Below are 25,360 nucleotides of genomic sequence, written 5' to 3'. Positions count from 1 at the left end.
TATGGAAACGGAGCAAACGGAATGGTGCTGAACAAGCGATAGCGCTCGCCTTTGTCTCTAGATTCCCACCTTTATTCGTTTATTCAGGGGAATCTGGAGACAACAGCGATGGTAAGCACCATCCGTTTGCGGAGTGGCACACCGTGTACAATTTCAGCTCATCGCCACACTCAGCCCTTGACTGAGCCAGCCATAATACCTTGAATAATATATTTTTGCATAGCCAGAAAGAATACGATTACTGGCAAGATGCCTAGTACCAGTGCAGGCAATGCCAAATCCCACTGCTTGGTGTATTGCCCGAAAAAGGCATAGGTCGCAATTGGAATCGTTCGCAGCTCCGCCTTTTGCAGCACAAGAGAAGGCAGCAGATAGTCATTCCAAATCCAGAGCGTATTCAAAATAATAACCGTTACCATCATCGGCAGCATCAACGGATATACAATGCGGAAAAACACACCGTAAGGCGTACAGCCGTCTACCGTAGCCGCCTCCTCCACCTCAACCGGTACGCCTTTAACAAACCCGTGAAAGAGAAAGATGGACATAGGCGCCCCGAATCCCAAATAACAGATAACCAGACCGCCGATGCTGTTCATTAAATCCAGCGTACTGACCACCTTGACCAAAGGAATCATCACAGATTGAAAAGGAATGACCATGGCAGCCACGAACAGGCTGAACAACACTCGATTATAACGCGTCGGATGCCGGACCATTCGGTAAGCAGCCATTGAACTGATCAGTACGAGCAGCAAATTACTGACCACCGTAACCACGAATGAATTCCATAAAGCTTCAGGAAAACGCGTAATGCTCCATGCTCTGGCGTAGTTGCTCCATACAAAGGTTTGTGGCCAGGCCGCAGAATCGGTGAGCAGGTCACCAAAGCTTTTGACCGAATTGACGAATAAAAAATAAAACGGGACGAGGAATAACAATGCGACGAGGATCATCACCAGCTCGGTCACCCATGTTCCGGCGTGGTAACGCTTGCTTGTTTCCATTTACGCCTCCACCTCCCGGCTTTTCGTCAAACGCACCTGAAGGCTCGTAACAAGCGCAACAATGATAAAGAATATGAGTGCCTTGGCCGTTCCCAGCCCATAACGATTATTCACAAACGCCTCATTATAAATATTGAGTGCGACCGACTCCGTGGAACCGAAGGGACCCCCTTTGGTCAGTGACAAATTAAGATCGAACATTTTAAACGACCACGAGATCGCCAGGAAAAGACATACCGTAACGGCAGGCATGATCAAAGGCAGTATAATCGTCCGCAATATTTGCATCCGGCTCGCTCCGTCAATTTCGGCTGCCTCCAGCATATCCCGGGGCACATTGGTCAGGGAAGAGATGTAGATAACCATCAAATATCCGGCGGTTTGCCAGATAAACACGATCACAATACCCCAGAAAGCCGTGATCTCATCTCCCAGCCAGGGCAGATTGAAGAAGGACAAGTCCGTACTCTCTCCAATCGCTGCAAATCCTTTGACGAAAATAAACTGCCAGATAAATCCCAGCAACAGCCCTCCAATCACATTGGGCATGAAAAAAATAGTCCTCAGCATATTTTTTGTTTTCAGCGGCTTGGTTAAAAAATACGCCAGCAGAAAACCAATCATATTCGCAGCCACCACTCCAATCACCGTAAAACGGATCGTAAACCAGAACGCTGTCCTAAACTTGTCATCATCCAGTAAAATGTGACTGAAATTATCCAATCCGACCCACTTCGCCTGATTAGCAACTCCATTCCACTCTGTAAAAGAATAGTACATTCCCAGCATGAAAGGGATTACAATAATGATAACGAAAAATAACGTCGACGGCCCTACGAAGATCCATTGCTGGAGCCATTGCGACGATTTGGCACGGTTCAAGCCGATCCCCCCTTTGTTGTCTGTTGGTGTCTGGAGCGCTCCTTACGGCTTCCTCATCAAGCAGCATGGACGCTTCGACCATTCGATTTGCGGTTCACATGTTCATTATGTCGAATAAACGCTCTGGAGAACACGCAAGATTGTGAACCATTCAGGGGGAAAATATTGACCTCCGGCTTGCCTTGAATCGTGAAAGGAGCTATCCGCATGAAATTCCACAGCATTCGTTCCCGCTTGATCTGGTTTCTGTTAATTGCGGTCACTCTGCCGCTGCTGCTGTCGATGACCATGACCTTCATTCTTACCAAGCAATCCTTGCGAGAGCAGGCCACACAAGAAAATGAACGGCTTATTTTTCAGGGAATTACGAATCTGGATAACTATTTACAGGGATTGAACCGCGCGTCCATTGGAGTCTATAATGATCCTCATTTCCTGCGCAACCTGGCTAAAATTCCGAATGATTACCGGGCCGTCGCCGAAATTTACACCACGCTGCAAACGATGATGAATGCTTCGTCAGGCATCGACCAGGTGTATTTGCACTCTTTTGAGGCCAGGCAATCTACGCTGATTACCAGCACGGTCCCTCTACGGGAATTCCGGCTGGCACCCTTTCCCGGCTCTATTCATTACGGCTCTTCCGGATTGTTCATCCAGCCTTCACATATGAAGCATTTGTACGGCTTTTCTGCGGTTTCCTATGCGGAGCACGACACACAGCGACAGGTATTCACACTCCATCGGGCGATTCGGAACATTCCTTCCTCAGAGACGCTTGGGGTACTTGCTATGGATGTTCGTCTGGAGCCGCTGCGCAGCATTTGCCGTCAATTGTACGATGCAGATACAGAGGAGCTGTTTTTGGTCGACCAGAACGGAACGATCATATATAGTGGACAGGAAGAGGCGATTGGAACACACTGGAAGGAATCCGACCTGCTTAATCGAATTTCTAAGGAAGGCGAGCACGGAGTCATTGAAGACGATACGGCATTGCAGGTGTATGGCAAGCTGGATGCCAGCCTGTCAGGCTGGACGCTCGTTAAGAAAATTCCTAATCGCACGCTTTATTTACGAGCCACCCGCCTAACCCAGATCAATGCAATCATTACAGGCGCAGCGTTGCTGCTCGTCATTGTCGCCACCTTGTGGATTTCCATCAAAATCACAGAGCCCGTCAAGCGACTGACCCTCTACATAAACCAGATTCAGTCCGGTCAACTGGATGTAGATATTCGGGCCATGAGCAATGATGAGATCGGAGTGCTGTCACGCCGCTTCAGACAGATGATGGATACGATCAACAACCTCATTTTACGGGAATACAAGCTCGAACTGGCGAACAAGACACATCAATTGAAAGCGCTTCAAGCACAGATTAATCCTCATTTTTTATACAATACGCTACAATCTATCGGAACGCTGGCTCTACAGCATGAGGTGCCGCGAATCTATTCCCTGCTCTCTTCCCTTGCCAAAATGCTGCGCTATAACATGCGGGATCATACGGTCGTTACACTCAAGGAAGAGGCCGAGCACGTAAAGCAATATCTTGATTTGCAAAAAGAACGCTTTGGCGAGCAACTAGAGATCACTTACCAGTGGGAAGATAGAGTCCTGGATGACCAGGTGCCCAAAATGATTCTCCAGCCATTAGTGGAAAATTACTTTAAACACGGTGCTGATCCGCGGCTGGGACATGGTGAAATTCGAATTGCAGGCTGCCGGATTCGGGAAGGAATCGTGAAGATTACAGTGGAAAATAACGGAACATCTATTCCACAGGCTGAGTTGGAGCAGCTCCAGCATATGCTGAAACGTCCGCTGAAAGCTTACGAGGAACCGGACACCAGCGAGCAGGACTCCATTGGTCTTCAGAATGTTCTATTGCGTATTCAGCTTCACTCAGAGGATGGTTCTAATACCCTGTGCGTAGACAATATTCTGCCTCATGGCGTTCGTTATACACTCGAAATTCGTACCGAAGCTCATACCGGAATTCATATTAAGGGAGAGTGACCTGTCATGAAAGTGCTGATTGTGGATGATGAAAAGCATGTGCGCCATGCCATTCGGATGCTTGTACATTGGGAGGCTTGCGGCGTGACCGAGGTCATTGAAGCCGAGTCGGGCGATCAGGCGATTGAGGTCATCACCGCCTTTTCGCCACCTGTTGTACTCACGGATATGCGGATGCCCGGCAAGGACGGGGTGGCCCTGATGGAGTGGATTCAGGTGAATTCCCCCGCGACCAGAGTCGTGGTGGTCAGCGGCTATGACGATTTTGAGCTGGTCCGGCAGGTCATCCGTCGGGGAGGCATGGACTATATTCTCAAGCCTGTGGACCCGGTGGAGATTAACGAGGCTTTAACCAAAGCCACTCAAGCCTGGCAGACAGCGGAGCAAGACAGGAACAGGCACACGATGCAGGCCATTGAGGTGAACCGGATGAGGCCGCACTATGCCGACAAGCTCCTGACCGAGCTGGTGTCCGGCACGGCGAATACCCATCTTTCCATCACGCCTTTACGTGAGGAACTGCATCTTCCTGCGGCTATTCATATGTGCAATGCAGCGGTGATGAGCACCACTCAACTGGATGCCGATATACTGGACAAATACAAAACGCGGCACACGCTTCTGGGCTTTTCCCTGATTAACATCTGCAACGAGTTTCTCGGGAATTCCCAAACCGGGATTGCGTTCCGTCATCTGGAGCGTATGGACGAAATTATTCTGCTGTATTGGGGCGAACCGTCCCGCTGGCCGCTGCTCTTGCAGGATATCCACACTGGGATAAGAACGGCGTTGCGGTGCTATATGCACATCGGAATCGGCTCTTTCGGTGCCTTTCCCGTGGCGGCGGCCACAGCCTATCAGGAAGCGCGGCAAGCATTGTGGAAACGGGATGTGCTGCAAGCCGCCGACTGGCTGCACCATAGCTCTCTTGTACGGCAAGCTGTGCGTCTTCCCCAGCTTCCCGAGATGGAGGAGGAGCTTCGGCTTAGTGCGCTCAGTTGCAACGCCCGTCGTGTAGCTGCGGCGGCTAGCCGCTGGATAGCAGCCGTAGCCGAGCTGCCTTCGGTTACGGCTGAGCAACTGGTCGGCTGGAATCAGGAGCTGGACTGGATGCTGGCCCGCTGGCTGAACGACAGACCCGGCGATGCGGCAGGGGAGGAACTGGCAGACGAGCACAGCTCCATCCCTGCCCTGCCGATTGATAACCGTGGCTTGCTATCCCTGAGTCTATGGCAGAAACAGGTCGAGAACCGACTGCTGGCAGCCGGTCAGGCCCTTACACCAAGCCATAGCCCAAGCAATCCTGTTATCCGTGATATCGCCCGCTATCTGGATGCTCACTACGACGAGGACATTTCCCTACAGGATATGGCGAGCCGTTTTTACCTCAGTCGGGAATATATTTCTCGTAAATTCAAGCAGGAATACGGCGTTAATCTGTCCGAGTATCTATGTCGAATCAGGATGGATAAAGCGAAGCTGCTACTTTTAAATAACAAGCTCCGCCTTCATCATATTGCCGGTATGGTTGGTTATCAGGACGAAAAATATTTTGGCAAGGTATTCAAAAAACTGGAGGGCGTCACGCCCGGCGAGTTCAGAAGGCGCCATTCTGTAGATCCTCAGCCGTTAACGCATACAGCACATGATCTTCCCAGACACCATTAATCTTCAAATAGTTTAGAGCCAGCCCTTCCCGGCGAAATCCGGCCTTTTCCATCACTCGATTGGATGGCGTATTTCTCGGCATAACCCCGGCCTGTATACGGTGCAATCCCAATTCATTGATGGCGTAACGTACAATATCATTTACTGCTGAGGTGGCGTAGCCTTGTCCGTGATGTGCAGGATCTACGAAGTACCCCAGATTCGCATTTTGAAAAGGGCCTCTGGCTACGCCCGATAGCTCCATTCTGCCGATCAGCTTGTCATTTTCCGGCAAATAAAGTCCAAACGTATATCCCTGCCCGGCTTGCGCAGCCTCAAGGCCGATGGAAATCAGGCGGGCCTGTTCTTCCAGTGTAAAGTAAATTTCGGGCCGTTCCGGCTCAAACGGCTTAAAAAAATCAAAATTTTCGCGTCTAATCTCCAATAATCGTTCTGCATCACTTACTTGCAAAAGCCGAATCTGTAGCCCCGGATGGGTGGAAGCGATCAAACTTGCGCTATTGGATTCATTTAACATTGTCATTGCCCTTCTTTCTCTGTTTTTCGTATGCAGGTATCTACAAGGCAGAAAAATACCCCGGGTGCATGGAAGCAACCCAGGGTACCCTCATCCATTTCATTCGAGATTTAGTCCGTAACAGGCAACCAGCCAGGAATTGTCGTCAGCGCCCCCCACAGGTAGTCAGGGATAACCAACTCCTGTTGAGCTTGCTTGGACAATGTCGTGCGGATCGTATCTTCAGTGCCGTGTTGCACCTTCTGAACCCATTGCGGTTCCATCAAGAGCGGACGTCCCAGTGAAACCAGCGGTACACCTGTCTCCAGTGCGCCGAGAGCTTCGTCAGGCGTATTCAGCGAGCCGACGCCCATGACAGGCACACGGTCGCCCACCTTTTCATGAATGATAACGGTACGGGATTGTTCTGCACTACGATCACGAATGGACCCGCCGAAGAAATGATTGACGGAAATGTGCAGGTAATCCAGCCCTTGATCCGCCAAGCGGTCTACGAGCACCAGCGTATCGTCCAATGTAATGCCCGGCGTATGTCCTTCCTCGGGAGATAAGCGATATCCGAAAATGAACGGCCGCTTCGCATGCTCTGCGATCACTTTCTTCACTTCATGAACAATCGCCAGCGGGAAGGTCAAGCGTTTCTCAAGGCTGCCTCCCCACTCATCGGTACGAAGATTGGAATGCGGGGAGAAGAACTGCTGCACCAGATATCCATTCGCTCCGTGAAGCTCCACACCGTCATAGCCCGCTTCAATTGCGCGGCGAGTAGCTTCGCCATAGGCACGGATAACGCGGTGAATATCGTCGGTAGTCATTTCACGCGGCACAGGTGCGCCTTCTTTTTCCTCAGCCACCGCGCTTGCGCTGATCGGCTGTCCGTCCGGTATCTGATCCGGTGGGCACAAACGACCGCCATGATAAATTTGCAGAATCGCTTTTGCACCCTCCTGATGAATCGTGTCAGCTAGACGGCTCAGGCTCGGAATCATTTCATCCTTGTCCGCACCAAACTCATTTACAAAGCCTTTACCATCTGGAGTCACGTACACGCAAGCTGTAATGACCGCACCTACACCGCCGGAACGTTCACGGTAGTAAGCCAGCTCCTGGTCACTGACTTCACCATTTTCATGAGACGCAAAGTTAGTCATCGGTGCCATCGTAATACGGTTTTTCAACGTAACGCCGGATGGCAGGGTAAAAGCTTCAAATAACGGTTTATATTTCGGATTCATTTCGGTACTCTCTCCTTTTATGTAAGTCAGATCAAAACGAATATGGGCTGTTACCATGCTGCCGAATACGAATTCAAGGCAACTTTACTCTTATGAAGCATGTGTAATATTGCTTACTTAAATACAGTGGTTATAATAACCACAGTATAATGATCTGCTCATATAAAGTCAAATTGTACCTTCTGATCCTCCCTAGACCATTCGGTGAGCCTGTACAATTGCAAGTGCCTGACAGCGTTTTAGCTATCTCCCTGCTGTGCTGTCCTTCTCTTCCCGATGGGAAAACCAGGTCGCAAGCAGCGAGCCGGAAATGTTGTGCCACACGCTGAAAATCGCACTCGGCACAGCGGCAATCGGATTAAAATGAGCCGCTGCCAGCGCAGCGCCCAGCCCGGAATTTTGCATCCCTGTTTCCAGCGTAACGGCTTTGCGTTTGGACAGATTCATTCCGAACAGCTTGGCAAACCAATACCCGAGCAGGAATCCGATGCCGTTATGCAAAATCACCACAGCAAAAATAATCGGGCCGGTTTCCAAAATCTTGCCTCTGCTGCCTGCGACTACAATAGCCACGATTAGCACAATAGCCAGCGTCGATACGAGCGGCAGTGCCTTGACACTTGCTTCAGCCTGTTTACGGAACAGCGATTTGACGATAACCCCCAGCACAATCGGTACAATAACTACGACGAGAATATCCATAATCAGCGACTTTGCATCAATATTCATCCACCGTCCAGCAAGCAGGCTGATCATGGCCGGGGTTGCCAGTGGCGCGATCAGCGTCGACACCGAAGCAATGGATACCCCCAGCGCCACGTCACCTTTAGATAAAAGGGTCATCACGTTGGACGCGGTGCCGCTCGGGCAACACCCTACCAAAATAACACCAACAGCAATATCTGGCGGTAGCTGCAATACCAGCGCTAACGCAAAAGCTAAAAACGGCATGATCAGATAATGCCCGACTACACCAATAGCCACATCAACCGGACGCCGGAATACTTCACGAAAATCAGCCGAGGACAGCGTCAACCCCATACCGAACATCACGATGCCCAGGAATAACTGTATGTATTCTTTCAGTCCTGTAAACGCCGCAGGAAAGAAAAATCCCAGACATGCAAATAAAAGTACCCAGATCGAAAAGGTTCCTCCTACGAACTTTCCTGCTTTTTCCAAACCATTCATCCCTCTTGTCTCCTCACTTCTAGTGGTTAAAATTTTTATCATCGACTACATATGACTGCATATACATACACCTTTTCAATAAAATATTTGTAGCATGAAGCTTTTTCCGGCAAGGACATATTTGGCAGCAATATGGGTATATTCATAGTAAAAGATTGTGACCAGTCGGTCATTCCACGGTTCATCATTCATTGAGGAGGAGATGCCCCTATGTCACGAAGCCATCCATTGAAATGGTGGAATATCATTGCGTTTATCGCTGTCATCGTCGTTAACATTCTGGCTTCCACACTTCCCATCGGCGGAAGAAGCACTGCTGCCGTATCCAATATGTATCCTACCCTGCTGACACCTGCGGGTTATGCCTTTTCCATCTGGTCGGTTATTTACTTGCTGCTTGCCTGCTTTATTGTGTATCAGGCCACATCGGCAGGACAAACCAAGACGACCGTTCAGTCTATCGGGATTTTCTTTATTTTAAGCTGTATCTTTAACATCATCTGGATTTTCTTGTGGCAGTATCTATATGTAGAGTTGTGTGTGATCGTCATTATCCTGTACTTGCTCTCTCTGGCTGTCGTGTATGTACGCACCCGTACGCCGCAACCAACCCTCGGGGAAATGTGGTTCGTCAAGCTGCCGTTCAGTCTAAACCTTGGCTGGGTATCCGTCGCTACCATCATCAATATCGCGGTGGCACTGGAAAAGAACGAGTGGACGGCTGGGGAATCAGCGATACCACATGGGCGATCATCGTCCTGTTCATTGGCACCATGCTTGCTATCATGGTCAGCTTTCCATATCGTGACAGCATTTATCCACTTGTGTTCGTGTGGGCTTATGTCGCCATCGCCATCAAGCATCCGAACAATGAAAACGTGCGGTTGGCTGCATTCATTCTGGCCGCGATCATTCTGGTGTACTCGCTGTGGCTGTTCTTTGCCCGTAACCGGGACCGGGACTAGAGGAATACCATCACACATACCGCACGCATAAAAGAACTTCCATTTCCACATCAAGTATGGGTTTTGGAAGTTCTTTTGTATTCCTTAGCCTATTCGCCTTTCAAGGCGATAACTTCAATCTCCACCAGTGCATCCTTCGGCAGACGAGCTACCTCCACCGCACTACGAGCTGGATACGGTTGTTCGAAGAAAGAGCTGTATACTTCATTTACGCTGACAAAGTCGTTCATATCTTTCAGGAATACGGTCGCTTTCACGACTTGGTTCAGGCTGCTTCCAGCCGCTTCCAGAATAGCTTGTACGTTGCTCAGGGACAGACGAGCCTGCTCCTGTACATCTTTTCCGAACTCACCTGTTGCCGGATTCAGTCCAAGCTGTCCTGAGGTGTAAATAAAACCGCCCGCCTCTACAGCTTGGCTATAGGGTCCGATAGCGCCGGGCGCTTTTTCAGTAGCAATTGTTTTTTTCATATGGATTGAATGCTCCTTTCTGATACTGGTTCTCCATATTATAGCACGGGAAGTCCAAAGCCACTATTCCGCATTAATGGATTACAGCATAACGGGTCCCCCCAAGACACCCTGTTATGGTTGTGCTTTAATTTTACACATTTTTATCGGCACCCGTTTCTGTGCCGGGTTCATCCTCACCGGGTGTCAGCTCAGCTCCGATGACCCGAATGATATCATTCGGATAAATATGTACGCCGCTCGCATGCGCGAGAGCAATTCGTACCATAGCCCGCGCGATCATCGAAGCCGGGATGGCGCGACAGGAAGCCAGTTTACCCGTCATCACGCGATCCAGCGCCTTCATGACGACAGCAGCCGCGGCTTCGCCAAAACGACGTTCCGGCCTCGTGCCCAAAATCAGCGACGGACGAAACAAATGCAACGCAGGCAAGCCAATAGCGGCAAGCGCCTCCTCAGCCTCGCCCTTTGTACGGTTGTAAAACACGCGCGAATCCGGGTCCGCTCCCATCGAGGAGATAGCGAGCATCTGCACCGCACCGGCCTCTTTGCCCAACCGGGCGGTCAGAACCGGATAGTCCAGATCCACCTGACGAAACAGCTCCTTGGAGCCAGCCTTTTTCATCGTCGTCCCAAGGCAGCAAAAAACATCATTAACCCCTTCGAAGGCGGACGCCGCTTCCTGCGGTTGCTCCCAGTCGATGAGTGCCTGCTCCAGCTTGGGATGCTTGATTTCCAGCGGACGTCTGCCCACAACCATGACGCGGCTGTATTCCTTTTGCACCAACAGCTCCCGTACAACATAACCCCCGACAAGCCCCGTTGCACCCACAACGACCGCTTTACGCTCCACGATAGACCTCCTTATGCCTGTAGCCTGTAGCGCACCTGCTCCTGCACTTGTATTACTAGGTTAATTTAAACGGCTGTTCGCCCGCCTCCCTGCTTACAGACGGACACATGGGCAGATACAGGGAAAAGGTGCTTCCCTTGCCCTCCTCACTCTCCAGACGTATAAAACCGCCCAACAAGCGGGATAAATCACGGCTGATCGACAGTCCCAGCCCGGTTCCTCCATATTTGCGGTTAATGGAACCGTTCGCCTGCTGGAATGCCTCAAAAATAACATGCTGCTGGAGCTTGGAAATACCGATGCCCGTATCTTTTACCGCGATTACAACCCAATCTCCCTCCTGCCCCTTTCGTTCCAGATGCTGACTGCTGATTTCCAGCAATACACGTCCCTCATGAGTGAACTTAAAGGCATTAGATAACAGGTTGCGCAAAATTTGCTGTACACGTTTGGGATCGGATCGAATTTCATCCGGTATATCGCCATGCTCGTTCAAGCAGAATTCAAGCTTCTTGTCCTTGGCAGTGACTTCAAAATGCATCATCATCACCTGCGCAATCTCGCGCACGCTGACCGACTCACTGACGATTTCCATCCGCCCCGCCTCGACTTTGGACAAGTCCAGAATGTCATTGATCAACTGGAGTAAATCATGCCCCGAGGCATAGATCAGCTCGCTGTACTGGTAAAGCTCGTCCTCATCCAGCTCTTTTCCCTGCTCGTTGATGATCTGAGCCAGATTAATAATGCTATTAAGTGGTGTGCGCAGCTCATGCGACATCGTTGCCATAAAATCCGATTTATATTGGGAAGCCACCATTAACTGTCTGGCCCGTTCTTCCAAAATGATTTTCGTCTTCTGTAACTCATCGCGTTGTTCCGATAATAGCTGATTCGCCTGCTTAATCTGATAATTACGCATCTGCTCCATCTGAAAATCACGTAAAATCAGCGCAAATAAAAAGCTGAGTACAATCCCAATAGGCAAAGTGAGAGGAACAACCTCCGCCACATAATAGCGCCATGGAATGACGCCTAAAAAGGCAATATTCAACGTATTTACGATATTAACCGCTAAAATAGTCACCGCTGCCTTAATAATCAGGCGGCACGTAGAACGGCGCATCCAATAGTTCAATCCGGCGCACAGCACGCCCAGGATGCTCATATTCAGAAAGCCGACCCACGCCGCCATATTCACACCGAAGGTAAATCTCGTAAGCCCGATCGCTACCCCGATAATAATAAGCGTATAGGAGCGGGGATACACCAACGCCGCGATAATCAACGGAACAAAGCGCAGGTCAAAAATAACCGTCTCACTAAAGTTAAAACCAAAGCAAGAGCTAACCCATCCACCAAATACCACCAGCAGTACCGAACTGATATATTTAAATCGCGAAGAGGTACGACTCAATCCATATTTATAAATTACGTTCGCCACATAGGCAACGGCAATCAGCATCCCCAGATTCATTAGAAACATCATTGAAAATTGCATGGACTCACACTCCCATTGCGCGAAAAATTGGATGCCAGGCCTATGCCGACCGCTTTTGCTTTTCTCGTATATCATAACATGAAGCTTCAGCTTTCGACATGTCAAAAGATGCGTACATCCCTATAAAAAAAAGCGAACCGCAACGGCTCGCTCTGGTGGATATGCAGTATAGGGTCAACTCATGATGCCTTTGTTCCGGCGCCATTCTTCGACAAATAATTCAGCAAAGTAAGGGTCCCACTGGGTCCCTTTTCCCTCTTCCAATATCATAACCGCTTTTTCTTTCTGCATACCCTTCCGGTATGGGCGGTCAGACGTCATCGCATCATACGCATCCGCTACCGCAATGATCCGGCCAAATAGCGGAATATCTTCCCCACGGAGCTGGTCTGGATATCCTTTGCCATCATAACGTTCATGGTGCGAACGCACGCCGGGCAAATAAGGGGCCATGGCATATGCTGGCTCCACCTGGCGGAGAATACTTTCTCCCATAACCGGGTGCATTTTAATCTGGTCAAATTCCTCGTCCGTCAGTTTACCATCCTTGAGCAGCACGGCATCGGCCACACCGATTTTACCGATATCATGCAGCAAGGCTGTTTTGCGCAGTAAATCGAGGTCCGTCTCGTTCAAACCTCCCTTTCGCCCAATGATCACCGAATATTCAGCCACACGCAAAGAATGCCCTGCGGTATAGGTATCTCTCGCATCCAGCGCTGCCGCCAAGGTGGCAAAATAGCTTTCCAATAGCTGACTGTTTTTGTCTTCCCGTTCCTTCAATCCCTCGACCATGATATTAAAGCCTTCAATCAGCTTCGCAAACTCGTCAGAGTACAAATCGCTAGCCTTATCGTTCAGGCAGCCTTCCTTCACTTCGTTCATCTTTTCCAGCAAATGGTGAATCGGCCGCTCAATCTCACGGGTTAACAGCCATCCTCCCAAATAAGCGAAGGCCACACCAAATAGTAAAATCGTGCCCGCCCATACCCAATAGGAGCTGGAAAGCGTCTCACCCAAATGTTCCAGCCGAATCTGCGTAGCCAGGCAAAACAAAAATAGCGGAAAAGCACCAATCAACGTTGCACTCAGCTGAAATTTGTGCCGGAGCGATAGTAATACCCGTCCCCGAAGCGATAGGTTAATTCCATATTTCTGATAAGTTCGGTCTCCAATTTCCACCAGCAACGGACGAATCGCCCTCATCGTCAGGAAAAATTCAATCATCGCGTGCATCGAAGCAACCAGACAAGCCCCTATACAGGCAATTCCCACATAATAGAAGGGCAGGGTGAGCTGTCTGGTATGAATCATCCATATGGCCATACCAGCCGCCGGGATGGAAAAACCGAGCAAATGCGGTCCCATAATACGTAACACAGACAGATTAGGCAGACGGTGAATCCGTATATACATCGCTTCTACATCCTCGAACGTCGTCCGCTTATCCAGAAAAAAGTGACGAACTGGTCCCAGATGCATCCTAAATACCAGCGTTTCGCAAGCAATCATAATAATACTGGAAAAAGCAATGATCTTCATAAGACCTAAAAATTCATAATGGGCTATATTTAACGTGGAAAATACAAAAATCGCGCCTACCAACAGAACAGCTATAAACGAACCTATAATATAGTTCAGGATAACATGCTGAATAAAATGCTTATAGATTGGCAAAATGCTACCCCTCTTTTCATCCGCACACTCACAAAACATCTTGTTTATTCAATATCGGAGTCCGGTCGGCAAAAGTTAACCTTCTTGCTTGAGCAATTTGCATAAATCCTATAGCGAATTTTAATCAACCATATATAGATTGAGAAATTGCAGCCTTGCATTTCAGAGTCGTTCTTGCTATACTATTAAAGTATGTATTAAACCCCATAGGATTCCGCGCAACAAGCTATTACTCCTAATCACCGCATGGAGCTTCTCCAAATTTTATGTATAACCCTAATGTAGAATTTTGAGCTTTTGCCGAAGATTTTCACATTCACACTGGCGCGGTCATCGGAGCCGCAAGGACGAAAGAGAGGTAGGGCTTTTGTCGTTTGGAAAATGAGCAGTGGAATCGGACTGCCCCTTATGAACATGCTGACCATATTATGAAAGGTAGCAGGGGTTGAATATATATTATGCCGTCGAACCATGAAGTTCGAGCAGGCAGTGCAGTTCACGCAAGCTGCACCCATCCTCCGGATGATCCCCGGGGGATTTTTAATGTACATAGGTATCTGTTAAGCACCATCGAAAGCATCTATAAACAAAAAAATGACCCCGCCAATACATCGGCAGGGCCTATAGCTTGATCAAAAAGGGGTTAATAGGGTCATTATAGTCCCCCTTTCTTAAAACTAAATGATATGCACCTTAAAAACTCATTAATTTTCCAGCTTGGTGTTCTACCCTAATAATTCGTCCAGTATTCCGTGCCGCCCTGCGGCGTGGTTGGCATAGTTGATCGCCCTGTTTCCGGGCGTGTGCCCCTTTCCGTCGAAGGCCGCTCCCACCCTTCCAGCAAGACCACATGCTGAGTACTGGAGTTATTTTCCCATGTAATATAACGCTCCTGTTCCATATGCCGCAAAGCGGCTGTAATCTCGCTGTCCCTTTTCCCCGTTTTGACGGTCAATTCCGTCATCGTCGGCATATGGCGATGCTGGGCAAAATAGTTATACAAAATCCGTAACAGCTTTCGTTCCAAATCAGGCAACATCGTCTTCCCCCCACTATAAAGAACATATGTTCCCATTATAACACATAAAAATGCACCCTCCTACTGGAAGGTGCATTACTAATCCTGTAAACCTCTTTTTGGAGCTCAGCTTTATTTTTTTCCAAACGCTCCACAACAGGTATCTTCTTGAGGTAAATCGGTACATGCTAATCAAATATGGTTAATACCAAATAAGAGACAGACCAAGGAGGGTATCGAATATGAAATTTCTATTGATCGTCATCATCGTCGTGCTGGTTGTTGTATTGTTCATGAGAAGACGCAGATAAACGAAGACATCCCGTATTGTTGAAAAAAGGATACAAAAAGGGCTTTCGGCAAAAGACCGAAAACCCTTTTTCATCTGAGGCTAAGGCTGAATTACGCCTTGTTTTTCTTGCTATATTTAATGAAAGCAATCACAATCGTCACAGCATATAGTATTCCGCTGACTACCCAGGTTGTTAAAAAAGCCATGCCCAAACCGACATTAGCCCCCATCGTCGGGTGCTGCATTGCAGTAAATACCGAGCCCTGCATCATAAATATTGTACAAAATAAAACAACAGGCGCCAGAATAATTGTGCTTGCCGTCTTACGAGTGCCTGAGACCGCAATTACGCTCAGCGCAGCAATCACCAAAATCACCCAATATATAATCGCTTCCCACATCAAAGTGCTCACCGTCCGATCTTTTTTCTATCCATTCGTAAACGTCCCTTCTATTGTAACAGACGTCACACAGTGAACCAAGCCATAATTTGAAATAAAAAGGGGTAAACCCTGCCGGACAGGATCGGCGCTGTCCTTCTGTATTATTTTACCATCACTAACTATTGGCTGTTAGCAGCAGGTGTTTTGCCAGAACCTTTGCGCACTATAGCCTTAACCTTGTCATGGGATACCCCCAAAGATTCCAGCGTATTCCCGGATTTGAGGCACCACGCCTCAATATCTCTCGCAAAACCGAAATCGGTTGCGGTAACCTCCAGCTTTTGTCCTTCTTCCAGTGCCTTAACAGCTTCATATACCTTGAGAATAGGACCCGGACATTGCAATCCACAGGCATCCAGCAGGGTTAGCTCTGTGTCGGGGTTTACGGCTTCTTCCGCAACTCTCGAAGGAACACCAGACCCGTCTTTAGCTTCCTCCTTCAATTCGCCCCCTGTAGGCAGATCATAATCAGAATCCCGTTCAGCCATAACTGAATACGTTTTGTAGCCACCATCAACGTTTCTCACCTGATAACCGTATTGGGTCAGCATTCGGGCCGCAATATAGCCCCGCAGGCCGACCTGGCAGGATACCGCGATCTCCAGATCACGAGGGATTTCTGACATCCGTTCTCTCAGCTCTGGCAAAGGAATATGGATAGAACCCGGAATGACTCCTGCCTGCAGCTCCACCTCATCCCTGACATCAATAATGACACCACCGTTGTGGTAAAAGTCATCGACTTCATGCCATTGTATCGTTTGAACCAGCCCATCCATGATATTCGAAGCCACATAACCAGCCATATTGACAGGATCTTTGGCCGAAGAATAAGGGGGAGCATAGGCAAGTTCGATATCAGCCAGCTCACGCACCTCCAAATGCCCACGCATGGCCGTCGCAATCACATCAATCCTTTTGTCTACTCCATCGGCTCCAATGGCCTGTGCCCCGTATATCATTCCCGTCTCCGGGTTAAAGAGCAGCTTCATGGAAATTGGCGATGCCCCGGGATAATAACCCGCATGCGAACTGGGATGAATATGAACAGCCTTATAGGGAACTCCCAGCCGTAGCAATGTTTTTTCGTTATTGCCTGTCGATGCTGCTGTCAAGGCAAAGGTCTTAATCACGGACGTGCCGAGCGCGCCATCATAAGAAATGGCCTGACCGTTCATATGATCCGCCACCAAGCGCCCCTGCCGATTGGCTCCCCAGGCCAGCGATACCATGGTCGCAAACCCGTGATTGCGGTCTTTGACCTGAATGGCGTCTCCTACCGCATAAATGGCCGGATCACTGGTTTGCAGTTGGGCGTTCACCTGAATAGCCCCGCGAAAACCAAGCTCCAATCCGCTTTGCTTGGCCAGTTCATTTTCGGGAACAACACCAATCGCCAGAATAACCAAATCCGTCTGAAGCACACCTCCCGAAGCTAAAAGGAGCCGTGTGCCCTGATCTGCAAAAGCCGCAACCCCTTCCTTTAAGCGCACCTCCACTCCGTTCAGCTTCATATGCTGTTCTACCAGTTTAGCCATTTCAGGATCTAGCGGATTAAGCAATTGTTCTCCCTGGTCGATAATCGTTACCGCAAGTCCACGCTCCCGCAGATTCTCAGCCATTTCCAGCCCAATAAATCCACCGCCGATTACAGTAGCATGTCGCGGTTTCTTTTCATCTACATATGCCTTAATCACGTCCGTATCAGGAATATTTCTTAGCGTAAATAGATTAGTAGCTTCGTTTAATCCGGGAATATCCGGTATCATCGGCTTGGCCCCTGGGGACAAAACCACCAAGTCGTACGGTTGCTCCCCCATTGTTCCTGTCATTACATCACGGAAGCGGATGAGCTTCTGCTCCCGGTCTATTTCTGTTACTTCGGTAAATACCCGTACATCTATATTAAAACGGTCTCGAATCCCTTGAGGTGTCTGGAGGAACAGCTTCTCCCGCGCACGGATCGTCTCGCCAATATAGTAAGGAAGTCCACAGTTTGCAAAAGAAACATGCTCTCCGCGTTCAAACATTATAATCTCGTCTTCCTCATTCCATCTACGCAATCTTGCCGCCGCAGAAGCTCCACCTGCTACCCCGCCAATAATAACTATTTTTCTGCTCATTTCTTCCTCTCCTCATATACCCTATGGGGTATAATATATACCTGTGTGGGTATATTGTCAACGCTATTTCTTCATGACATGGACGCAAAAAAGGCGGAGGTTGCCCCCCGCCTGATTAACCACAGACCGTAAACCAATCTGGGTTGGAAAAACCACTTACGGAATCCTGCACAAATGCTCTGTCATACTCGCCTTAACATGCCAACGCCGCTGGCCTCTGCTCACTTAACTACTGCTGGCTGGCCGCGATCGCCTGCTCCAAATCGTACAAAATATCGTCTATCGCTTCCGTCCCGACGGACAAACGCAACAGCTCTGGCTTGACTCCAGCAGCAACCTGTTCCTCCTCATTCAACTGTTGATGGGTTGTGCTCGCCGGATGAATGATCAGAGATTTGGAATCGCCCACATTCGCCAAATGGGAAAATAGCTTCACATTTTCAATCAGCTTGCTTCCCGCCTGACTGCCGCCTTTAATGCCGAAGGTCAGGATCGCCCCTTGCCCTTTCGGCAAGTATTTTTGGGCTAATTCGTAGGATGGATGGCTTGGCAATCCGGTGTAGCTGACCCATTCCACATCCTTGTGGCTTTCGAGATATTGCGCTACCTTCAAAGCATTCTGGCTATGTCTTTCCAGCCGCAGATGGAGTGTCTCCAGGCCCTGAAGCAGCAGCCATGAGTTGAACGGTGAAATAGCTGCTCCCAGGTCACGCAACAGTTGTACCCGCGCCTTGATAATATATGCAATAGGCCCTACCGCCTCGGTGTACACAACCCCGTGATAGCTCGGGTCCACCTCGGTCAGTCCAGGGAAACGGCCACTTGCTTTCCAGTCAAACTTGCCACTGTCCACGATCACCCCACCGATGGACGTACCGTGTCCGCCAATAAACTTCGTTGCAGAATGCACGACAATATCCGCTCCATATTCGATAGGACGCAATAAGTACGGGCTTGGGAACGTGTTATCCACAATCAACGGAATACCGTATTCATGCGCAATCGCTGCCACAGCTTCCACATCCAGCACATTGCCCTGCGGATTGCCAATCGTCTCGGCAAATAACGCCTTCGTTTTATCCGTAATGGCTTTGCGGAAGTTCTCCGGGTCATCCGAATCCACAAAATGCACCTTAATGCCCAGCTTCGGCAGCGTCGTGGAAAACAAATTATATGTACCGCCATACAGACTGGATGCCGACACAATTTCATCCCCTGCTCCCGCAATGTTCAGGATGGAAAAGGAAATGGCCGCTGCTCCCGAAGCCGTTGCCAACGCGCCAGCCCCTCCCTCCAGAGCTGCGATCCGCTGCTCGAACACATCCGTGGTCGGATTCATCATACGCGTATAAATGTTACCGAACTCTTTTAGCGAAAACAAATCAGCCGCATGCTCGGCATCCCGAAATCCAAACGAGGTGGTTTGATATAACGGAACGGCGCGGGCAAAGGTAGTAGGATCAATTTGTTGTCCGGCATGGACAGCGAGAGTTTCGAATGACAGCTTGCGTTCTTCTGACATGGTTTTTTCCTCCCTTGTTATACGTGCTGTAATGCGCAATCATGGATGATTTTTCAATCATTCTCGCATAAAAAGAACGATTTGGGAAGATAATTCTCATTATTCAGGTAGGAAATTATTAAATTTTCTAGAACATCAGGTTTCAGACCGGAAGGTTTTACCCAACTGCTCACCAAGGCCGAAATAATGACGGAAGTTATAGATGAGTGGGCTCCACTTTGTCGGATCAATGTGGTTATCACCGAGGATCATATCCTGATGAACATGCACCTGTACAGCTTGGGTTTCGACGATTGCAAAATAAGGAGAATGATCAGGAATCCGTACCTCCTTCACCTTGGCTTCGATTTGAATAGGACATTCCCTAATTCGAGCAGGCTTGACCACATTAGAGTCAATCGAAGTTAGTCCGCTAATCTCATACTTATCTTTCTGATAGGTAAAGCCATTTTGTTGCTTATCCTCGGGTACGGGATTTTTGCCCGTGTAGGGGGCCAACCGCTCCACATGCTCCCATAAGGCAGGTCCCGGAACGTTAATCACACATGCGGGATGCCGCTTCATATTTTCAAATGCTTTTCCGCCTATACCAATGCCTAATACCACACAATCCCCTAATGCCCATGAGGAGGAAATGGGACTAATATTGGTCGTTCCATCCTCATTCAGCGTGTTAAGTAATACCACAGGGGTTCCGTAATATAAAATGCTAGGGTTAATCGTTTTAACGTCTGGGCTGTGATTCATCTGATTTATTTGATTCATTTGGTCCATTATCCCTTCTCCTTCTGTTCAGATCTCCCTCCTTATTGTAGAATATAAATATTTCAATCTTCATCGAAGTATGGAATACAAAGGGGGATAACCACACAATGAGTGCCAAATCAAATGTAGCTATGATCGCTTCTCTCGTCAGCGAGCCTTCCCGCGCAGCCATCTTAACCGCCTTATTAGACGGCAGATTTCATACTGCAAGCGAGCTGGCCCATATGGCAGGCATCAAACCGCAAACCGCCAGCTTCCATTTGGCTAAAATGACCGAGGCTCAAGTCGTTACTGTGGAGAAACAAGGGCGCCACCGTTACTATGGCATTCAAAACCCCGAAGTTGCCCGGGTGATGGAGTCATTTTTATCCATAGCCCCGCCTGTTCCAATCAAGTCATTCAAACATGCCTCCGAAGACGAGGCCATACGTCAAGCAAGAACTTGCTACGATCATCTGGCAGGTCATCTAGGCGTACAGCTAACAGCTTCTCTCATTCAAAAAGATTACATTTCGGATGAGCGGGACAGGTTCTCTGTTACCGAAAAAGGGAGGGCGTTCTTTGCAGACTTCCAGATTGACCTTGAAGCAACGAAAAAAAAGCGCCGCTCCTTCTCGCATAAATGCATGGATTGGAGTGAACGACGCCACCATCTGGCTGGAGCCTTGGGGAACGCTCTTTTGGACAGATTATTCGAATTAAACTGGATTCAACGTCTGCCCAAAACCCGAGCGATCCACATTACAATAGACGGTGAAAGAGGTTTTAAAGAGGTGTTTTCGATAGAAATCATGAAGGATAACTCTGAATTGTAGTCCTTTACTGAGCGTATATCCGCTTACGTTGCTCTTCCACAAGCTGAGCCAGTTCAGGAGTAGCATATCCGGCAGGGTAGAAGGCTTTAGATTTGATATGATAGGCAAGATTTCTCGTTGATCCGTCTTTCATTTCAATCTGGAGATAGTAGCTATTCCCGGCCAAACTGTTGGTCTGCTTGTACATTTGGTCAAATGGAACGTAGTTCAGTTTAGGATAGGCTTCGGCAAATGTGGCAGTCGCCTGGGGTGTGAAATCTTTCAACTTGGTCCCGTCATTGCCGCTGACAAAGCGAACGACTGCTATTTTTCCCGAGATATCCAGCAAATCATTAATAGTCTTGGCGGAAGGGTTATGCGTCGCTTCATACAATATATCCCCAGCAAATAATCTGGCAGATTGGGCGTATCCTTTCACTTCATAGAGTTCTGTACCGATCTCCAGCAAAGTAGCATCCCCGTCCTTCATTACATAACCCGGGCAAGCATAATCTGCCATGCGATATAAAATTGCGCCAACTTTCTCCCCTTTGTGCAAGTTACTATTGTCGTTCTCATAGCTCGCCCTATAGGTAACGCCATTCCATTTTGCTAAAGATGCGTAATCAATAGTTACATTTGAACACTCTTTTTCGTGCTTATCCGATGGCCCCACTTGTGTGGATTCTACAGACGATTTTTCATGTTCCTCGTCCTTCGCTGGTGTACAGCCGGATAATAGTAACACTACGGTACAAGCTACTGCTATAGTTCGTCTAAACAACGTGAAGCTGTTCATTGATCATCCCCCCTGAATACTCAGACGGGTTCACATCCCGAATAGTTACTAACCACTGGACTGAGACAGCCATTGCAGCACACGGGAAGCACAAACAAAAGGTGTTTCCCTTCCCAGTAAATTTGGACAAAACTGGATTAAATAATAAATACAAATATAAGACACGCTAGAAAATGTAAAAAAATTAATCGCAAGGAGACTATAACAATGCCCATTAAATATGGCGTGCTAAAAGCAATTCCTAAAAAATCAAAATTAGGAAAACATAATCAGCATCTAGAAGTGCTCAAGAAGTATCGCATAGCAAAGAAAAGTTCAGATTAGCAATTAATATCCAATCACAAGCTTGACCGTCAGAAGTTCTTTATTTGATTGGCAAAAATTTTAATTCCTCGCAAATTACCCATCTGCAAGGTATGACAGAAGGCTTCACTGGAATCAATAAAAACAATCGGGAGATTGCATTGGATTATGTCAGGGGCGCTCTGTTTGATCCTAAACAAATGACACCACTCCCAAATATTAAACCTGGTCCCGACAACGATTTGTACGAAAAGTTAACAGACTATGTTCAAAAAGCCATTGATGAAGAAGCCGTTATATATGCTTATGTTCTTGGCTTTTCAATCTCAGTCATGGTGTACTAACGATGATACAGGTTATACACTTAAAGTATGTAGCCACGAGGAACATGAACAGCAAAACACTGTACATTCATAGTTGAAATTACGAATCGACGACAATATAAAACGATATCTACAAAGTAGATCGAGTGAGCATCCTTAAAAAAGATGCCCACTTCCCTCAGAAAATTTCATTTCCTGAAAACCTATGCATTCAAAAGGCCCCGTTGTTAAATGCCGACCTCTCATAACGTTTTAATTATTTATGCTACATAGCAGCGATTGCATATCAGTGCATGATTTCTTTCTTGTTCACCTTAACACCTGATAAAGATTGATCAAACATATCGAGTATAAAAAGGAACCTCTCAGCTTCACGAAATACATGATCGGCTAATAGAGGATGGATAATGCTCTTTATTCGGCACTCGTCGATTAAATCACGCGCTGTTTTCTTAAAATCACGCAAGGACTTAACAGAGACACGGTTTTCATCCACAAATTGACTTAGGAGTGGAGCGGTTTGTGACTGTGGCCGCATATGACTTAAATCAATCGCTTGAAACATCAGCGTATCGAAATCATTACTAAACTCTCTAGCTTGTTCAACCAGTTTACGTTCGGATGGATCAAGCAAATGGCCTATAAATTTTGCGTGATCGGCCATGATTTTTAGGAAAAATACATTTTCATCGATAATTGCATCGGGTAATGGTTCGAGCTTCCCTGAATTGAGTTCCTCTAAACGGTTTCTGAAATAATTCGCTTCCCGGCTCACATGATCTACCAGTAAAGGGAAATTGGTTTGTCCGGGAAGCTTGCATTGCAATATAAGGCCCAATACCATTCTCTTAAACGCCCAAATATTAGTCGCCGCATTCCGGACCTCCGTATTAAACTCTTTGATTGTGTGGGGGTCTGTATCGATATTAAAACCGTGTGATCTTCTCTCAATATCCTCAAAAATAGCGTAAAACTGATTGGCTTCTGTAATGAGTTGAGTATCTTCAGCTCTAAAACCTAACCCCAGAAAAAATGAATGCTCCTTCATGATCCTGGACCAAAATCGTATCTCATCTAATGAGCGTGCAACGAATGCATCCAAGCATATCCCTCCTCTATGTGAGCAAAAAAGCACTTACTTAGTCATATGGAATATGCCTTGTCATTATGTATATCGAATCCCACGTCTAATACTAATCTAATTCCGAGGTTGCCCTGTTGAGACTCGTATCCCTGTTCCCTTATGTAAGAGAAATATTCAGTAGTTCATCTAAAAGCTTCTCGCATAAAGAAAAACCCTACTGATACAAAATAACCCCATATTGGCTATAAACCGGCGGAGTTATTAGATCATCATCCTGGGTCTTCTCCTGATACAAGGTCTATTCGAAATTCAAGCTGTTCTCGCATAAAAATTTTACCCACTGTCTTAACTGATTCTGCTTAATCTCCTCTACTACTCCTCCATAATCCTCAAATGCCACACGTAATTCCTCATCAATGGATACAACGTATACATGCGCCTGGACCAAAGCAGTTCCAAACAGCTCCCTGTCTGTCTTCAATACTTTATATGTGTGTTTCACAACGATCACCTCAAATATTCCATTCTGTGAACCATATATGGATTCCTTCTGCCATAAACAATTTCTGTGTATGTTCCCCTGTTCCTTTCGAGATTCAATTAGATCTCTCCTTGGACTACTGTGATCCAATAGAGCATCAAGTGTCGTACCCTCGACCCACAGCATACAGAAAAATACAACCTAGTTTCATCCAATCAAATGACTAATGCCTTATACTTTCGACGACTTATGTTCCCCCGAAACAAATTAAAATTCCATAATAATACTCATATTTGAATATATATCATTTAATGTTTGGACAATTATCCCAATCTAATTCTATAATTCAGTTGTCACTACATATATTAGGAGGAAGTCATGAAAAATATCATATTCAAAAAACTAGGAACTATGATGTTAGCTCTACTCATTGGGGTTTCGGTGTTTTCATTGTTCCCTGCCGTTACAAAAGCTGAGACTACAAATGTAACTTGGAAAAACGGGTCTGTAGTAACTTCTCTTGGGAACGTAGGAGAAAGCGACAAAGCGACAGTTGGAAAAACAAAAGGAAAATGGTATTGGGAAGTGAAGGTTAGCTACAGTATTTCATTAGTAGGAATAACAGGTGAATCAGGCCCGAAATATCAAGCATACTACGGTTATAGTGGTCAAATTATAAATAACATTACATCAGACATACGAACCGCTTATGGCCCTACATTTGCTAAAAATGATGTTATCGGCATTGCTTTGGATTTAGATAACGATAGAATTGTTTGGTACAAGAATGGTATTTCTCTGGGAGCTAATTCCGTTAAACCTTCAGAACTAGAAGGATCACAGGTTTTCCCGATGGTTATGAATGGAACTGGTGGGATAATGAATTACGAAGCTAATTTTGGAGCAAGTGATTTTAAATATTCTGTACCAGAAGGCTTTTTACCTTATCAAGCTACGGGCGGATCTACAACACCTGATCCGTCTACAACACCTGATCCATCTACAAAGCCTGATCCATCTACAAAGCCTGATCCATCTACAACACCTGATCCATCTACAAAGCCTGATCCATCTACAAAGCCTGATCCATCTACAAAGCCTGATCCATCTACAAAGCCTGATCCATCTACAAAGCCTGATCCGTCGGATACAGATGGCACCTCCCAACCAACTGGTGACCGTGCAATTCTGACTGTAACGATGGACAATGGATTGAATAAGGAATTTGATCTGAGTAAAAAAGAACTGAGTGCCTTCATCGCTTGGTATGATGCTAAAGATGCTGGCAGAGGAGTTTCATTCTTTGCCATTGATAAGCACAATAATAACAAAGGTCCATTTAGCAATCGCAAAGACTACGTAATATTCAACAAAATCCTTACTTTCGAAGTAAGCGAATACTCAACTAAATAAACAGCAAGAAGG

The 25,360-nt window shown here is 47.3% G+C and carries 21 protein-coding genes and 2 pseudogenes; 6 read left to right on the top strand and 17 right to left on the bottom strand.

Going from position 1 to position 25,360, the window contains the following annotated elements; genetic code table 11:
* Nucleotides 1-170 precede the first annotated feature (170 nt).
* Nucleotides 171-1,007: a carbohydrate ABC transporter permease gene (locus AC0WRU_RS03155; protein ID WP_476127175.1), complete on the bottom strand. Its 837-nt coding sequence runs from the start codon at nucleotides 1,005-1,007 to the stop codon at nucleotides 171-173.
* Nucleotides 1,008-1,889 (bottom strand): carbohydrate ABC transporter permease, encoded by an 882-nt coding sequence (locus AC0WRU_RS03150; protein WP_476127174.1) that lies wholly within the window; start codon nucleotides 1,887-1,889, stop codon nucleotides 1,008-1,010.
* A 207-nt stretch (nucleotides 1,890-2,096) separates the two neighbouring features.
* On the opposite strand from AC0WRU_RS03150, the gene AC0WRU_RS03145 reads away from it, so the two are divergent.
* Both AC0WRU_RS03145 and AC0WRU_RS03140 read left to right on the top strand, forming a co-directional pair.
* Nucleotides 2,097-3,911 (top strand): sensor histidine kinase, encoded by a 1,815-nt coding sequence (locus AC0WRU_RS03145; RefSeq protein ID WP_476127173.1) that lies wholly within the window; start codon nucleotides 2,097-2,099, stop codon nucleotides 3,909-3,911.
* A 6-nt stretch (nucleotides 3,912-3,917) separates the two neighbouring features.
* Nucleotides 3,918-5,579, top strand: coding sequence for a response regulator (locus AC0WRU_RS03140; protein ID WP_476127172.1), 1,662 nt, complete (start codon nucleotides 3,918-3,920; stop codon nucleotides 5,577-5,579).
* Here AC0WRU_RS03140 and AC0WRU_RS03135 read toward each other — a convergent pair.
* The 3 genes from AC0WRU_RS03135 to AC0WRU_RS03125 form a co-directional block, all read right to left on the bottom strand.
* Nucleotides 5,509-6,096, bottom strand: coding sequence for a GNAT family N-acetyltransferase (locus AC0WRU_RS03135; protein WP_476127171.1), 588 nt, complete (start codon nucleotides 6,094-6,096; stop codon nucleotides 5,509-5,511). The genes AC0WRU_RS03140 and AC0WRU_RS03135 overlap by 71 nt on opposite strands.
* Nucleotides 6,097-6,206: 110 nt before the next feature.
* Complete coding sequence (locus AC0WRU_RS03130; protein ID WP_476127170.1) at nucleotides 6,207-7,331, bottom strand: NADH-dependent flavin oxidoreductase; 1,125 nt, start codon at nucleotides 7,329-7,331, stop codon at nucleotides 6,207-6,209.
* Between the two features lie 243 nt (nucleotides 7,332-7,574).
* Nucleotides 7,575-8,522 carry a bile acid:sodium symporter family protein gene (locus tag AC0WRU_RS03125; RefSeq protein ID WP_476127169.1) on the bottom strand — a complete coding sequence of 316 codons (948 nt, stop codon included), beginning with the start codon at nucleotides 8,520-8,522 and terminating at the stop codon, nucleotides 7,575-7,577.
* A gap of 210 nt (nucleotides 8,523-8,732) precedes the next feature.
* Here AC0WRU_RS03125 and AC0WRU_RS03120 point away from each other — a divergent pair.
* A pseudogene (locus AC0WRU_RS03120) lies at nucleotides 8,733-9,487 on the top strand (tryptophan-rich sensory protein).
* 89 nt (nucleotides 9,488-9,576) lie between these two features.
* On the opposite strand, the gene AC0WRU_RS03115 reads toward AC0WRU_RS03120, so the two are convergent.
* The 9 genes from AC0WRU_RS03115 to AC0WRU_RS03075 form a co-directional block, all read right to left on the bottom strand.
* Nucleotides 9,577-9,957, bottom strand: coding sequence for a RidA family protein (locus AC0WRU_RS03115; RefSeq protein WP_014279543.1), 381 nt, complete (start codon nucleotides 9,955-9,957; stop codon nucleotides 9,577-9,579).
* Between the two features lie 133 nt (nucleotides 9,958-10,090).
* Nucleotides 10,091-10,810: an NAD(P)H-binding protein gene (locus AC0WRU_RS03110; protein ID WP_476127168.1), complete on the bottom strand. Its 720-nt coding sequence runs from the start codon at nucleotides 10,808-10,810 to the stop codon at nucleotides 10,091-10,093.
* A gap of 55 nt (nucleotides 10,811-10,865) precedes the next feature.
* Nucleotides 10,866-12,311, bottom strand: coding sequence for an ATP-binding protein (locus AC0WRU_RS03105; RefSeq protein WP_476127167.1), 1,446 nt, complete (start codon nucleotides 12,309-12,311; stop codon nucleotides 10,866-10,868).
* A 174-nt stretch (nucleotides 12,312-12,485) separates the two neighbouring features.
* Nucleotides 12,486-13,988, bottom strand: coding sequence for an HD-GYP domain-containing protein (locus AC0WRU_RS03100; protein WP_476127166.1), 1,503 nt, complete (start codon nucleotides 13,986-13,988; stop codon nucleotides 12,486-12,488).
* Between the two features lie 730 nt (nucleotides 13,989-14,718).
* Entirely contained in the window at nucleotides 14,719-15,027 is a 309-nt protein-coding gene (locus tag AC0WRU_RS03095) for a LexA family transcriptional regulator (RefSeq protein ID WP_025682570.1), read from the bottom strand.
* Between the two features lie 381 nt (nucleotides 15,028-15,408).
* Nucleotides 15,409-15,699 carry a hypothetical protein gene (locus AC0WRU_RS03090; RefSeq protein ID WP_049827271.1) on the bottom strand — a complete coding sequence of 97 codons (291 nt, stop codon included), beginning with the start codon at nucleotides 15,697-15,699 and terminating at the stop codon, nucleotides 15,409-15,411.
* 161 nt (nucleotides 15,700-15,860) lie between these two features.
* The gene (locus AC0WRU_RS03085; protein WP_476127165.1) at nucleotides 15,861-17,864 is read right to left on the bottom strand and encodes a CoA-disulfide reductase; all 2,004 of its coding nucleotides are present in this window, start codon (nucleotides 17,862-17,864) and stop codon (nucleotides 15,861-15,863) included.
* Nucleotides 17,865-18,093: 229 nt separating this feature from the next.
* Nucleotides 18,094-19,386: a homocysteine synthase gene (locus AC0WRU_RS03080; protein ID WP_476127164.1), complete on the bottom strand. Its 1,293-nt coding sequence runs from the start codon at nucleotides 19,384-19,386 to the stop codon at nucleotides 18,094-18,096.
* Nucleotides 19,387-19,521: 135 nt separating this feature from the next.
* Nucleotides 19,522-20,160, bottom strand: coding sequence for a flavin reductase family protein (locus AC0WRU_RS03075; protein WP_476127163.1), 639 nt, complete (start codon nucleotides 20,158-20,160; stop codon nucleotides 19,522-19,524).
* Between the two features lie 98 nt (nucleotides 20,161-20,258).
* Between AC0WRU_RS03075 and AC0WRU_RS03070 the strand changes: the two genes are divergently transcribed.
* Nucleotides 20,259-20,966, top strand: a complete 708-nt coding sequence (locus AC0WRU_RS03070) for an ArsR/SmtB family transcription factor (protein ID WP_476127162.1) — start codon at nucleotides 20,259-20,261, stop codon at nucleotides 20,964-20,966.
* 4 nt (nucleotides 20,967-20,970) lie between these two features.
* Here AC0WRU_RS03070 and AC0WRU_RS03065 read toward each other — a convergent pair whose 3' ends face one another.
* Nucleotides 20,971-21,744 carry a hypothetical protein gene (locus AC0WRU_RS03065; protein WP_476127161.1) on the bottom strand — a complete coding sequence of 258 codons (774 nt, stop codon included), beginning with the start codon at nucleotides 21,742-21,744 and terminating at the stop codon, nucleotides 20,971-20,973.
* 362 nt (nucleotides 21,745-22,106) lie between these two features.
* Here AC0WRU_RS03065 and AC0WRU_RS03060 point away from each other — a divergent pair.
* Nucleotides 22,107-22,391 (top strand): annotated as a pseudogene (locus tag AC0WRU_RS03060) (DUF2278 family protein); the annotation flags it as partial.
* A gap of 265 nt (nucleotides 22,392-22,656) precedes the next feature.
* On the opposite strand, the gene AC0WRU_RS03055 reads toward AC0WRU_RS03060, so the two are convergent.
* Together AC0WRU_RS03055 and AC0WRU_RS03050 are read right to left on the bottom strand one after the other, a co-directional pair.
* Complete coding sequence (locus tag AC0WRU_RS03055) at nucleotides 22,657-23,472, bottom strand: DUF2935 domain-containing protein (protein WP_149096021.1); 816 nt, start codon at nucleotides 23,470-23,472, stop codon at nucleotides 22,657-22,659.
* A 280-nt stretch (nucleotides 23,473-23,752) separates the two neighbouring features.
* Entirely contained in the window at nucleotides 23,753-23,956 is a 204-nt protein-coding gene (locus AC0WRU_RS03050) for a hypothetical protein (protein WP_476127160.1), read from the bottom strand.
* A gap of 357 nt (nucleotides 23,957-24,313) precedes the next feature.
* Between AC0WRU_RS03050 and AC0WRU_RS03045 the strand changes: the two genes are divergently transcribed.
* Nucleotides 24,314-25,348, top strand: a complete 1,035-nt coding sequence (locus AC0WRU_RS03045) for an SPRY domain-containing protein (protein WP_476127159.1) — start codon at nucleotides 24,314-24,316, stop codon at nucleotides 25,346-25,348.
* Nucleotides 25,349-25,360: the final 12 nt, after the last annotated feature.

The organism is Paenibacillus sp. 1-8, from assembly GCF_056316205.1.
This window is presented reverse-complemented; position numbering and strand designations above follow the sequence as displayed.